The following is a 12,447-nucleotide window of genomic DNA, read 5'->3' on the forward strand; positions in this document are numbered from 1 at the left end:
GATCAGCCGTCGAGAGACGCCCGGGTGCCCTGTCGGCGCTCCAGCATCAGCTGGCGCTCGGTGTCGGCGAAGCCGAGCCGGCGGTAGATGCCGATGGCCTCGCCGTCGTCGTCGGCGACGATCACGAGGGTGCGCGCGCCGAGGTGCTCGAGGGCGTAGCGACCCGCAGCGTGCACGGCCGCCGCCGCCAGTCCCTTGCGCCGGTGGCCCATGTGGGTCTCGACGCTCTGGAAGCGCGCGACGCCGTCCTCGGTGGTGAAGACGGCAGCGGTGCTGACGACCTCGTCGTCGACGAGCACGCCGAAGCGGGTGCCACGACCGGCCTCGATCAGCGCCTGCTCCTGCACGTTGCGGCCGCGGGCGAACCGCAGGTGCGACTCCTCGTCGTCGCGCTCCTCGATCGCGACGCTCAGGCGGGCACGGCTCTCCCAGTCCGACTCCGACTGCAGCGGCCGGACCTCGGCCTCCACCTCGCGGGGCGCCCGGAGCTCGGACGCGGTGAGCACCGACGCCACGTCGACCACCAGCCCAGCCGCCTCGAAGGCGGCGCGCGACTCCGGCGTCAGGTCGGGGTGGTCGATCCCGATGCTCACGTGGCCGGCCTCGGGGAACTCGGTGCGGAAGGCGCCCACCACCTCCCGCTCCCCGCCGGGCACGGGCGGCTCGGCGAGGAGGATGAAGTTGCCCCAGTAGTACGTCGGGTTGGCCGGCGTACGGACCACGAGGTGGGTGCCGCGGTCCTCGACGGTGCTCCCGGACGCGGTCAGCAGGGCGAGGTCGGTGCGGAAGCCGAGCGAGGTCACATCCATGGGCGCAGGCTAGAGGTTGTCGGCGCCCGTGTCGGGGTCGGCCGTGGTGGACGGCGAGGCACCGCGCTCCGGATCGGCGCCGGCGTCCCACCGCCAGTCGCGCACCTCGGGCAGGTCGTCACCGTGCGTGCGCGTCCACGCCCGTGCCCGCCGGCGGGTGTCCCCCATGAGCTGGCGCAGGCCGGCCGCGCGCGACCCGAGGCCGGGGACGCGGTCGATGACGTCCATGACCAGGTGGTAGCGGTCGGTGTCGTTCATCATCACCATGTCGAACGGCGTCGTGGTCGTGCCCTCCTCCTTGTAGCCGCGCACGTGGATGTTGTCGTGGTTGGTGCGGCGGTAGGTCAACCGGTGGATCAGCCACGGGTAGCCGTGGTAGGCGAAGATGACCGGCTTGTCGGTGGTGAACACGGTGTCGAAGTCGCGGTGGCTGAGCCCGTGGGGGTGCTCGGTCTCGTCCTGCAAGCGCATCAGGTCGACGACGTTGACGAAGCGGATCCGCAGGTCGGGGAGGTGCTCGCGCAGCAGCGAGACCGCGGCCAGCGCCTCCAGGGTGGGTACGTCGCCCGCTGCCGCCACGACCACGTCGGGGTCGCCGTCGTCGTTCGAGGCCCAGTCCCAGATGCCGAGGCCGCGGGCGCAGTGGAGGTCGGCCTGCTCGGCGTCGAGCCAGTCGAAGCTCGGCTGCTTGCCGGAGACGACGACGTTGACGTAGTGCTCGCTCTCCAGGCAGTGGGCCATCGTGGACAGCAGCGTGTTGGCGTCCGGCGGCAGGTAGACGCGCACGACCTCGGCCTTCTTGTTGACCACGTGGTCGATGAAGCCGGGGTCCTGGTGGGAGAAGCCGTTGTGGTCCTGGCGCCACACGTGCGAGCTCAGCAGGTAGTTGAGGCTCGCGATCGGCGGACGCCACTCGATCTCGCGGGTGGTCTTGAGCCACTTGGCGTGCTGATTGAGCATCGAGTCGACGAGGTGGATGAAGGCCTCGTAGCAGCTGAACAGCCCGTGCCGCCCGGTGAGCAGGTAGCCCTCGAGCCAGCCCTGGCAGGTGTGCTCGGAGAGGATCTCGACCACCCGGCCGGACCGGGCGAGGTGCTCGTCGACGTCGACGATCTCGCCGGCCCAGACCTTGTCGGTCACCTCGTAGACGGCGTCGAGGCGGTTGGAGGCGGTCTCGTCGGGGCCGAAGATGCGGAAGCTGGTGTCGTTGTCGCGCACGACGCCGACGAGCCACTGGCCGAGCACGCGGGTGGGCTCGTGGATGGACGCGCCCGGGCTCTCCACCTCGACGGCGCTGCCGCGCCAGTCGGGCAGGCGCAGGGGCCGCTTCAGCAGCCCGCCGTTGGCGTGCGGGTTGGCGCTCATCCGGCGGGTGCTCGACGGCGCCTGCCGGCGCACCGCCTCCACCGGCCGGCCGTCGTCGCCGAAGAGCTCGTCGGGGGCGTACGAGCGCAGCCACTCCTCGAGCTGCGCCCGGTGCGCGTCGTTGTCCCGCGTGCCGGCCAGCGGCACCTGGTGGGCCCGCCACGTGCCCTCGACCGGCTTCCCGTCGACCTCCGCCGGACCGGTCCACCCCTTCGGGGTGACGAGCAGGATCATCGGCCACGGTCGTCGCTCGACGTCGCCGTCCTCGCGGGCGGCGCGCCAGGTCTCGCGGATCATGTCGTGGGCCTCGTCGAGCGCCGCGGCCATCTGCCGGTGGACGTCGGCCGGGTCGTCACCCTCCACCGTGATGACGTGGTGGCCGTAGCCGCGCAGCAGGCTCTCGAGCTCCTCGCGCGGGATGCGGGCGGGGATGGTGGGGTTGGCGATCTTCCAGCCGTTGAGGGCCAGGACGGGCAGCACCGCGCCGTCGTGGACCGGGTCGACGAACTTGTTGCCGTGCCAGCTCGCGGCCAGGGGTCCGGTCTCGAACTCGCCGTCACCGACGACCGCGGTCACGACGAGGTCGGGGTTGTCCATCGCGGCGCCGTAGGCGTGCGAGAGGACGTAGCCGAGCTCGCCGCCCTCGTGGATGGAGCCCGGCGTCTCCGGTGCGACGTGGCTCGGGATGCCGCCGGGGAACGAGAACTGCCGGAAGAGCCTCGACATGCCGTCGCGGTCGTCGCCGATCGCGGGGAACACCTCGGAGTAGGTGCCCTCGAGCCAGGCGTTGGCGACCGCCGCCGGGCCGCCGTGGCCGGGACCGCACAGGATGATCGCGTCGACGTCGCGCTCGCGGATCAGCCGGTTGAGGTGGGTCCAGACGAGGTTCAGCCCGGGCGTGGTGCCCCAGTGGCCGAGCAGCCGGGGCTTGATGTCGTCGCGCTCGAGCGGCCGCTCCAGAAGCGGGTTGTCGAGCAGGTAGATCTGCCCGACGGAGAGGTAGTTGGCCGCGCGGAACCAGAGGTCGAGCTCGTGGACCTGGTCGTCGGTGAGGGTCGCCATGCCTCTTCGTACCGGAAACCGGTGGAGGTGCACACCCCCCGTCTCGGGCGGTACGGCCTCAGAGGGGGAGGTACGGCGCGAGGTCGGTGCGCTCGCCGCTCGCGATGACGCGGCCCGTGTCGAGGGCCTCGCCCCACGTCGTACGACCGGTGGCGAGGGCCAGCCAGGTCTCGGCGTCGGTCTCCACGACGGCCGGCGGGGTGCCCCGGGTGTGGCGCACGCCGGGCACGACCTGCACGGCGGCGAAGGGCGGCACCCGGACCTCCACCGACCGTCCGGGCGCGCGCACCTCGAGACGCGCGAGGTAGTGCTTGACCAGCGCCCGGGTGTCGCCGGTGGCCTGGGCCGTCGCGAGCTGCTCGGGGGTGAGGACCTTGAGTCGGGCGGGCACGCACCGAGGCTAGACCGGCACCATGCAGGCAGTTCGCGCCAGGTCGGCGGTCGGTGAGCGTGGGCTGCCGGCCCGCGCGGCCGAACTGCCTTCCTGGTGCTCAGCCAATGGCGTCGAGCACCTCCACGCAGGCCGCCCATGCGGCGCTGTCGGTCTCGATCACCTGGAAGTGGCCGCCGGTGACCTCCACGAGCGTGGCCTCGGCGCCTGCCGCCGTCGCGGCGTCGACGTAGGCCTCGGCCTGGCTGTAGGGGACGGTGTCGTCGTCGCGCGCGTGGACGGCCCAGACCGGGACGTCGAGCGGCACCTGGGTGAGCGGGTCGGCCTGCTCGTACGTCGCCGCGTCGGCATCGCCGAGGAAGGCGAGCGCGGCGTCGTCCCCGAGGTGGTCGGCGACGGCCGCCCGCAGGTCGAGCACCCCGGCCTGGCTGACGACGTGGGTGAGGGGCGGGCCGTCGGACCAGCGGTCGAACCGCAGCCGCGCCCCCGCCCAGGTGGCGAGGTGCCCGCCCGCCGAGTGACCGAGGGTGACGACCGGCCCCGTCACGTCGGCGGCCACGGCGCCGATCGCGGCGTGGACGTCGTCGAGGGTGGCGGGGAAGCCGCCTCCGTTGCCGACCCGGCGGTACTCCACGTTGGCCGCCGTCCAGCCGCGCGCGACCAGGTCCTCGGCGAGGGGGGCGCCGTACTCGGCGCCGTACTGCGCCTTCCAGAAGCCTCCGTGGAGGACGATCACCAGCCCCCGGCTGGCGCCGTCCGGGACGTGGAGGTCCACCCACTGGCTCGGGTCGTCGCCGTAGGTGATCCGCCGGGGGTCGCTCGCTGCGTCGGCCATGGCGCCCACCCTGCCCGACCGGTCGTCCGAGCAGGCGGCGAGGGCCGACGCCACGCCGATGGCGCCGGCAGCCAGCACGGTGCGGCGGGACAGGCTCACGCGTCGGTGTCGTCCTGCCCGGTCGGCTCGTCGGGATAGGGCTGCACCATCTGCACGAGAAGGTACGTCCGTCGCTCCGGGTCGCGCCCCCGCGTGCGGTCGGCCCACGAGTCGACGAGGTCGTCGATCTCCTGGCGCAGCTGGTGGGCCTCGTCGTCGGTGAGCCTGATCGCGTGGTCGGAGGTCGAGAAGACGCCGCGACCCTCCTTCCGGCTCATGGCGAAGGTGCGGTCGACGACCTGGTGCAGCCACGCCAGCTTGGTGGAGCGGAAGACCTCCACCGCCGCCCGTCCGCCGGGCGCCTCGGCGAGCTCGCTGAGGTTGACCGAGAAGCCCGCGGCGGTGCTCGCGCGCCACACGCGGTCGCGCTTGTCGCGGGCCTCCTCGGGGGCCTCCTCGACCAGGCCGTACTTCGCGAGCTGGCGGAGGTGGAAGCTCGCCTGGTTGGCCGGGATGTCCATCTCCCGCGCGATGTCGGCGGCGCGGGAGGGCCCCGAGGCGTGGAGCTCGTCGAGGATCCGGGTGCGCACCGGGTGCGCGATCGCGCGCAGGACCCGAGGGTCGCTGAGCGGCTGCGGTTCGACCATGCGGCCACCCTACCAACTTGCGCACGCACTATTGCGCAACGATACGTGCGCATCATATGGTGCGGACATGCCCGGTTACCGACAGCTCTCACGCAACCGCGACTTCACGGTCCTGTGGATCGGCGACACCGTCAGCGAGCTCGGCACCGCGCTGTCGATGTTCGCGTTCCCGCTCATCGCCTACGCCCTCAGCGGATCGGCGCTCACGTCCGCGCTGGTGGAGGCCGCCTACCTCGGCGGCCTGTGCGCCACCCTGCTGCCGGCCGGCGTGCTCGCGGACCGCGTCGACCGCAAGCTGATCATGCTCGTCTCCAGCGCCTCCGGCTGCGCGGCGTACACCTCGCTCGCGGTCGCGGGGGCGATCGGCGCCCTCACCCTCCCCCACCTCGTCGCGGTCGCGCTGGTCGCGGGCGTCGCGGCCGGGGCGTTCAACCCGGCGCAGCTCTCGGCGATCCGTTCGGTCGTGTCGACCGAGGACCTGCCGACCGCGCTCAGCCAGAACCAGGCACGCCAGCACGTCGCCTCGCTGCTCGGCGGGCCGCTCGGTGGTGCGTTGTACGCCGTCACGCGGTGGCTGCCGTTCGCGGTCGACGCGGTCACCTTCGCGGTCGCGTGCGTGACGGTCAGCCGCGTGCGCACCGACCTGTCGGCACCGCGCCGTCGCCACGAGTCGCTGCGCCGACAGCTGGGCGAGGGCTTCCGGTTCATCTGGCAGCGTCCGTTCTTCCGCACGCTGATGGTGTGGGCCTCGCTGACCAACCTGGTGACCAACGCCATCTTCTTCGTCGTCCTGATGCGCATGGTCTCCGCGGGTGTCCCCGCCGGGCAGATCGGCCTCGTCTCGCTGGCCGCGGGCCTGGGGGGCATCCTCGGCGCCGCGCTCGCGCCGAGCCTGATCCACCGGATGCCGACCGGACACCTGACCGTCCTGATCGGCTGGATGTGCTGCCTGCCCCTCGTGCCGCTGACGGTCTCGTCGAGCGTGTGGACCGCGTGCGCGAGCACCTTCTTCCTGCTGCTGCTCAACCCGGTCGGCAACGCCGGCATCAGCTCCTACCGGATGGCCGTCACCCCGGCCCACCTCCAGGGCCGGATCGGCTCGACCAGCCAGTTCACGTCGATGTCGGTGATGCCGCTGGCCCCGCTGCTCGGGGGCTACCTGCTCGAGCACCAGGGCGGCACGACCGCGATCTCCGTCCTGGTCGTGGCCTCCGCGCTCCTGGCCGTCCTGCTCACCTCCAGCCGCACCATCCGGTCGGTGCCGCGCCCCTCCGAGTGGGTCAGGGCCGACGAGGAGATGGAGGCGCCCGCGCTCGCGGCCTGAGCCGGCTGGAGTCACCGGATATCCGGTGACCGCCCTGCATACAGGTACAGATCCGGGGTGCAAAGCAGGGAACTCGGGTGCGAAACCCTCAGCCGCTGCGCGCGAAGCGGGCACCGACCTCCGCGACCTTCTCGGCCAGCTCGGGCGGCGACTCGACGACGAAGTCGGCACCCGAGGAGGCGAGCACCATCACCGGCCAGTCGAGGTCGTCGACGTTCATCTCGAGCACGCACCCGTCCCCGTCCTCGCTCACGGTCCCCCAGCGGCCCACCTGCGTGGCGAGCTGGTCGGCCGGCATCGCCAGCCGGACGCGTACGGCGTGGCGCTGGGGCATCCGACGGATGCCCTGCTGCACGAAGGCGAGGGCGTCCTCGGCCGGGAGCTCGCGTGGGCGGAAGCGCTGGCCGGTGGGCTGGGGGTCGCTGACCCGGTCGAGGCGGAAGCTGCGCCAGTCGGTGCGGTCGCGGTCCCAGGCCACGAGGTACCACCGTCGGCCGAGGGAGACCAGGCGCAGCGGCTCGACGCGGCGGTGGCTCACCTCGGCCTCGCGGGCGGCGTAGTCGAACCGCAGCAGCTCGCTGTCGCGACAGGCCTGCGCCAGCGTCGTCAGCACGACGGCGTCGACCACGGGCGCCCCCTCCCAGGGCCCGGGGGCGTCGGTCTGGGACGCGACGGCATCCATCTGCCGGCGCAGCCGCGGCGGCATCAGGGACAGCACCTTGGACAGCGCCTGCACCGACCGGTCGTCGGTCCCGGCGACCGCGCCGACGGCGGCCGTACGCAGGCCGACGGCGATCGCGACTGCCTCCTCGTCCTCCAGCAGGAGCGGTGGGAGCGACCCGCCGGCCCGCAGCTGGTAGCCGCCGGCGGCACCACGGACGGCGTCCACCGTGTAGCCGAGGTCGCGCAGCCGGTCGACGTCGCGACGGAGGGTGCGGGGGCTCACCTCGAGCCGCTCCGAGAGCTCCGGACCCGGCCAGTAGCGGTGGGTCTGGAGCAGGGACAGCAACCGCAGCATCCGCTCGCTCGTGCTCATGGATCCAGATTAGGTGACAATGCGGACAGGAACTGACCGCTAGGCTCCCTAGCGTCGGGGACGTGACCTACCACCGCCAAGAAGCAACCGGACCGGCGATCGTGACGCGTGGCCTGACCCGCCACTTCACCTCGCGCAAGCAGACCGTCGAGGCCGTGCAGGGCCTCGACCTCGAGATCGGGCAGGGCGAGCTCGTGGCCTTCCTCGGCCCCAACGGCGCGGGGAAGTCGACCACCCTGCGCATGCTGACCACCCTCATCGCCCCCACCTCGGGCTCGGCGAGCGTCGCCGGCCACGACGTGGTCACGAGTCAGCGCGACGTACGCCGTGCGATCGGGTTCGTCGGCCAGGGCAACGGCGCCGGGCACCGCCAGCTCGGCCGCGACGAGCTCATCAGCCAGGGGCGGGCCCACGGCCTGGCCCGCGCCGACGCGCGGCGCCGGGCCGCCGAGCTCATCGAGGACCTCGACCTCGCCGCGGTCGCCGACCGCAAGGTGTCCTCCCTCTCCGGCGGCCAGCGTCGCCGGCTCGACATCGCGATGGGGCTCGTCCACCTCCCCCGGGTGCTCTTCCTCGACGAGCCCTCGACCGGGCTGGACCCGCAGAACCGCGCGAACCTCCAGGAGCTGATCCGGAGGCTCCACGCCGAGAGCGGCAGCACCGTGGTGCTGACCACGCACTACCTCGAGGAGGCCGACGCCCTCGCCGGTCGCGTGGTCGTCGTCGACCACGGCCGGGTGATCGCCGACGACACCGCGACCCGGCTCAAGAGCGGGCTGGGCGACCTGGTCCGGCTCGGCTTCGGCTCACCCGGCGACTCCGCCCGGGCCGCTGCCCGGCTGGAGCGGGTGCCCGAGGCCCGCGTCGAGGTCGACGGGCAGTCCGTCGACCTGCGCGTCAAGGACGGCTCCGCGATGGTCGGTGAGCTGCTCGCCGACCTGGCCGCCGACGGCGTACCCCCGACGCGGGTGGAGGTCGCGCGCCCCACCCTCGACGACGTCTTCCTCGACCTCACCGGTCGCAGCCTGCGCGAGACCCAGCAGTCCCCCACCACCGACGCGGACGCCCCGTCCGCCCCGACCGAGAGCGAGGTCGCAGCATGAGCACCTTCGTCACCGACACCCTGAACGTGATGAACCGCGAGCTCAAGCCCGTGTGGCGCGAGCCGATGGCCGTGGTCTTCGCGATGATCCAGCCCCTGGTCTTCCTGTGCCTCTTCGCGCCGCTGCTTCCCGAGATGGCCGACGGGTCCGCGCTGCAGTGGTTCGTGCCGGGCATCGTCGCGATGACGGCGCTGATGGGCGCGTCGTTCACCGGGGCCAACCTGATGGAGGAGATGCAGTCCGGCTCGCACGAGCGGCAGCTGGTGTCCCCGCTCGGCCGACCGGCGCTGCTGGTCGGGCGCGCCCTCAAGGAGGTCGTGCCGATGCTGATGCAGGTCGCGATCATCGTCGCCGTCGTCACGCCGTTCGCCTTCGACCTGCACCTCGGCGGGGTGCTCGCGGCCGCGGTCATCCTCTCCGTCTTCAGCATCGGCGTGGGCGCGCTGTCGTTCGCGCTGGCGCTGGCGTCGAAGGGCGAGGACTGGATGTTCTGGACGGTCCAGCAGACGCTGCTGTTCCCGACCCTCCTCACCGCGGGCGTGCTGCTGCCGGTGGACGACGCGCCCCGGTGGCTCGAGGTCGTCTCGATGCTCAACCCGATGACGTACGTCGTCGACGCGGTCCGCGCGCTCTTCGCCGGCACCTTCCCGGTCGACGTCGTCCTGCAGGGCGTGCTCGGTGCCGGCGTCGTCGCGGCCCTCGGGCTCTGGGTCGGGGTGCGGGCGATGCGCCGCTCGAGCTGACGGCCGCTCCAGCGATCCCCGGTCAGCCGGGGATCGCTGTCGACTCAGGAGCCGAAAACCGCGGGGAGGGTCGCGCGCCAGGCCGCCTTGGCCTCGGCCACGGGCAGGTCGAAGGCGCCCTCGACGGAGATGGTGTCGCCGCCGGTGCGGCCGAGGGGCGTGAGGGGTACGCCGTGGCGCTGGGCGAGGTCGACCAGGGCGTCGGCCCGCTCGTCGGTCACCGTCACGAGGACCCGGGCGGTGGACTCCGAGAAGAGCGCCACGAAGGCGTCGTCGGCGATCGGGGCGAGCGAGACCGCGACTCCGATGTCCCGGGCGAACGCGGACTCGGCGAGCGCCTGGGCCAGGCCTCCGTCGGAGAGGTCGTGGGCGCTGGTGACGACGCCGTCGCGGGCGGCGTCCTGAAGCAGCGCGGCGAGCGCCTGCTCGGCCGCGAGGTCGAGCGCCGGCGGCAGGCCGCCGAGGTGGCCGTGCACGACGTGGGCCCACTCCGAGCCGGAGAGCTCGTCGCGGGTCTCGCCGAGCAGGAACACCCGCTCGTCCGCGGCGGTGAAGCCGGTCGGCGTACGCCGGGTGACGTCGTCGATGACGCCGAGGACCGCCACGACCGGGGTCGGCAGGATCGCCGTCTCGCCGGTCTGGTTGTAGAGGCTGACGTTGCCGCCGGTGACCGGGACGCCGAGCTCCAGGCACGCGTCCTTGAGGCCGCGGCACGCCTCGGCGAACTGCCACATCACGTCCGGGTCCTCCGGCGAGCCGAAGTTCAGGCAGTCGGAGACCGCCAGCGGACGGGCACCACCGGTGGCGACGTTGCGGTAGGACTCGGCCAGCGCGAGCTGGGCGCCGGCGTAGGGGTCGAGCTTGGCGAAGCGGCCGTTGCAGTCGGTGGACACCGAGACCCCGAGGTTGGTGTCGGCGTCGACGCGCACCATGCCGGAGTCGGCGGGCTGGGCGAGGACGGTGTTGCCCTGCACGTAGCGGTCGTACTGGTCGGTGATCCAGGACTTGTCGCAGAGGTTCGGCGACGCGACGAGCTGCAGCAGCGTCGAGCGCAGCTCCTCACCGCTCGACGGGCGCGCGAGCGCCTCGGCGCCGTCGGCCTGGAGCGCGTCCTGCCAGTCGGGCCGGGCGAAGGGGCGCTGGTAGGTCGGACCGTCGTGCGCGACCGACCGCGGGGGTACGTCGACCACGCGCTCGCCGTGCCAGTCGATGTGCAGGCGGCCGGTGTCGGTCACCTCGCCGACGACGACGGCCTCGACGTCCCACTTCTCGCAGATCGCCATGAAGGCGTCGACGTCGGCGGGCTCGACGACGGCCATCATCCGCTCCTGCGACTCGCTCATGAGGATCTCCTCGGGAGCCAGCGTGGAGTCGCGCAGCGGCACGCGGTCGAGCTCGACGTGCATGCCGCCGTCGCCCGCCGAGGCGAGCTCGGACGTGGCGCACGAGAGCCCGGCACCACCGAGGTCCTGGATGCCGGCGATGACGCCGGCGGCGAAGAGCTCGAGCGTGCACTCGATGAGCAGCTTCTCCATGAACGGGTCGCCGACCTGGACGCTGGGCCGCTTGGCCGGGCCGGTCTCGTCGAAGGTCTCGCTGGCGAGCACGGAGACGCCGCCGATGCCGTCGCCGCCGGTGCGGGCGCCGTACAGCACGACCTGGTTGCCGGCGCCGGACGCCTTGGCGAGGTGCAGGTCCTCGTGGCGGAGCACGCCCACGCAGAGGGCGTTGACGAGCGGGTTGCCGATGTAGGTCTCGTCGAAGACGGCCTCGCCGCCGATGTTGGGCAGGCCGAGGCAGTTGCCGTAGCCGCCGACGCCGGCGACGATCCCGGGCAGCACCCGCGCGGTGTCGGTGGCGTCGAGCGGGCCGAAGCGGAGCGGGTCCATCACCGCGACCGGCCGGGCGCCCATCGCGAGGATGTCGCGGACGATGCCGCCGACACCGGTGGCGGCGCCCTGGTAGGGCTCGACGAACGACGGGTGGTTGTGGCTCTCGACCTTGAACGTCACGGCGTAGCCCTGACCGATGTCGAGGACGCCGGCGTTCTCCCCGATGCCGGCCAACATCTTGCCGACCGGCGTCTCCTGCGGGATCTCGCCGAACTGCTTGAGGTGCACCTTCGTGGACTTGTAGGAGCAGTGCTCGCTCCACATCACGCTGTACATCGCGAGCTCGGAGCTCGTCGGACGACGGCCGAGGATCTCGCGGATCCGGGCGTACTCTTCGGCCTTGAGGCCGAGCTCGGCCCACGGCTGCTCGCGCTCGGCGTCGGTGGCCGCCAGGGCCACCGTGTCGAGGGTGCTGGTCGCACCGGAGGTCGTGAGACCGGCGTCGGTGGCGGGGCGGGACTGCGGGGCGGCGCTCGTGTCGGGCACGGCGTCAATCTACCGGCGACGCGGACCGGGTCGGCCGCCGGTCCACCGGGCCGCGACCGGCCCCCGAGGTCAGGTCAGCAGACCGTCGGCGATCACCTCGAGCATCGGACGCACGGTCGCCAGCTCGAGGTCGGAGGTGTCGGCGACGGTGGCGACGCCGCCGACGAGGCGCGCGACCTGGAGGGGCGTGACGTCGTCGCGTACGGCGCCCTCCGCCCGCAGCTCGTCGAGGACCCGCCCGCTCGCCGCCTGGAGCACCTCGCACTTGCTCCGGATCGGCGAGCTCTCGTCGCCCATGGCGCCGGTGATCTTGGCCGGGCCGCCCTTGTGCACGCTGATCAGCCGGACGTACTCCTCGAACCAGTTGAGGAGGCGGTCTCGGGGGGCTCCCTCGTGGGTGAGCGCCTTGTCGGCGGTGTCCTGCACGTGGTCGACCCAGGCCTGCATGACCGCGTCGATGAGGTCGTCCCGGGTCGGGAAGTGCCGGTAGAGCGTGCCCGGTCCGACGCCGGCCTGCTTGGCGATCAGGTCCAGGGGCGCGTCGTAGCCCTGCTCGCGGAACACCTGACGGGCCACCTCGACGATGCGGTCACGGTTGCGCTGGGCGTCGGCACGCACGGGAAATTCCCTTCGGATCTTGCTAAACGGAGACAGTCTCCGTATTGTCGTGGAGGAAGCGGAGTCACCCTCCGGATCTACTGTACCTCGGTTCCAC

The 12,447-nt window shown here is 72.6% G+C and carries 11 protein-coding genes; 3 read left to right on the forward strand and 8 right to left on the reverse strand.

The genetic code is table 11. The features are described from left to right. Positions 1-2 precede the first annotated feature (2 nt). The 5 genes from NYO98_RS21190 to NYO98_RS21210 form a co-directional block, all read right to left on the reverse strand. Positions 3-809 carry a GNAT family N-acetyltransferase gene (locus tag NYO98_RS21190; RefSeq protein ID WP_268113876.1) on the reverse strand — a complete coding sequence of 269 codons (807 nt, stop codon included), beginning with the start codon at positions 807-809 and terminating at the stop codon, positions 3-5. Positions 810-818: 9 nt separating this feature from the next. Then, a complete protein-coding gene (locus NYO98_RS21195) occupies positions 819-3,236 on the reverse strand; it encodes a phosphoketolase family protein (protein ID WP_268113878.1) in 2,418 nt (805 codons plus the stop codon). Positions 3,237-3,294: 58 nt separating this feature from the next. Next, positions 3,295-3,627 carry a sterol carrier family protein gene (locus tag NYO98_RS21200; protein WP_268113880.1) on the reverse strand — a complete coding sequence of 111 codons (333 nt, stop codon included), beginning with the start codon at positions 3,625-3,627 and terminating at the stop codon, positions 3,295-3,297. A gap of 100 nt (positions 3,628-3,727) precedes the next feature. Then, complete coding sequence (locus tag NYO98_RS21205) at positions 3,728-4,561, reverse strand: alpha/beta hydrolase (RefSeq protein WP_268113881.1); 834 nt, start codon at positions 4,559-4,561, stop codon at positions 3,728-3,730. Continuing rightward, on the reverse strand, positions 4,558-5,148 hold the full coding sequence (locus tag NYO98_RS21210) for a winged helix-turn-helix domain-containing protein (RefSeq protein WP_268113882.1): 591 nt from the start codon (positions 5,146-5,148) through the stop codon (positions 4,558-4,560). The genes NYO98_RS21205 and NYO98_RS21210 overlap by 4 nt, the downstream gene beginning before the upstream one ends. Before the next feature lie 67 nt (positions 5,149-5,215). Here NYO98_RS21210 and NYO98_RS21215 point away from each other — a divergent pair, with 67 nt between their 5' ends. After that, a complete protein-coding gene (locus NYO98_RS21215; protein WP_268113883.1) occupies positions 5,216-6,472 on the forward strand; it encodes an MFS transporter in 1,257 nt (418 codons plus the stop codon). A gap of 88 nt (positions 6,473-6,560) precedes the next feature. On the opposite strand, the gene NYO98_RS21220 is transcribed toward NYO98_RS21215, so the two are convergent. Further along, positions 6,561-7,508, reverse strand: a complete 948-nt coding sequence (locus NYO98_RS21220; RefSeq protein WP_268113885.1) for a helix-turn-helix transcriptional regulator — start codon at positions 7,506-7,508, stop codon at positions 6,561-6,563. Positions 7,509-7,570: 62 nt separating this feature from the next. Here NYO98_RS21220 and NYO98_RS21225 point away from each other — a divergent pair, with 62 nt between their 5' ends. Both NYO98_RS21225 and NYO98_RS21230 read left to right on the forward strand, forming a co-directional pair. Next, positions 7,571-8,611 (forward strand): ATP-binding cassette domain-containing protein, encoded by a 1,041-nt coding sequence (locus NYO98_RS21225; RefSeq protein ID WP_268113887.1) that lies wholly within the window; start codon positions 7,571-7,573, stop codon positions 8,609-8,611. After that, the gene (locus tag NYO98_RS21230) at positions 8,608-9,354 is read left to right on the forward strand and encodes an ABC transporter permease (RefSeq protein WP_268113888.1); all 747 of its coding nucleotides are present in this window, start codon (positions 8,608-8,610) and stop codon (positions 9,352-9,354) included. Before NYO98_RS21225 ends, NYO98_RS21230 begins: the two co-directional genes overlap by 4 nt. A gap of 44 nt (positions 9,355-9,398) precedes the next feature. Here the strand turns inward: NYO98_RS21230 and purL are convergent, their stop codons facing one another. Together purL and NYO98_RS21240 are read right to left on the reverse strand one after the other, a co-directional pair. Beyond that, entirely contained in the window at positions 9,399-11,645 is a 2,247-nt protein-coding gene (gene purL / locus NYO98_RS21235; RefSeq protein ID WP_268113943.1) for a phosphoribosylformylglycinamidine synthase subunit PurL, read from the reverse strand. 156 nt (positions 11,646-11,801) lie between these two features. Then, positions 11,802-12,350, reverse strand: a complete 549-nt coding sequence (locus NYO98_RS21240) for a TetR/AcrR family transcriptional regulator (RefSeq protein WP_268113890.1) — start codon at positions 12,348-12,350, stop codon at positions 11,802-11,804. Positions 12,351-12,447 lie beyond the last annotated feature (97 nt).

Origin of the sequence: Nocardioides pini (assembly GCF_026712185.1) — a bacterium.
Lineage (GTDB): Bacteria > Actinomycetota > Actinomycetes > Propionibacteriales > Nocardioidaceae > Nocardioides > Nocardioides pini.

What these genes read in the sequence shown, in the direction of transcription:
- NYO98_RS21190 (WP_268113876.1), bottom strand. Translation starts at nt 809, where the DNA reads ATGGATGTGACCTCGCTCGGCTTCCGCACCGACCTCGCCCTGCTGACC.
- NYO98_RS21195 (WP_268113878.1), bottom strand. Translation starts at nt 3,236, where the DNA reads ATGGCGACCCTCACCGACGACCAGGTCCACGAGCTCGACCTCTGGTTC.
- NYO98_RS21210 (WP_268113882.1), bottom strand. Translation starts at nt 5,148, where the DNA reads ATGGTCGAACCGCAGCCGCTCAGCGACCCTCGGGTCCTGCGCGCGATC.
- NYO98_RS21215 (WP_268113883.1), top strand. Translation starts at nt 5,216, where the DNA reads ATGCCCGGTTACCGACAGCTCTCACGCAACCGCGACTTCACGGTCCTG.
- NYO98_RS21220 (WP_268113885.1), bottom strand. Translation starts at nt 7,508, where the DNA reads ATGAGCACGAGCGAGCGGATGCTGCGGTTGCTGTCCCTGCTCCAGACC.
- NYO98_RS21230 (WP_268113888.1), top strand. Translation starts at nt 8,608, where the DNA reads ATGAGCACCTTCGTCACCGACACCCTGAACGTGATGAACCGCGAGCTC.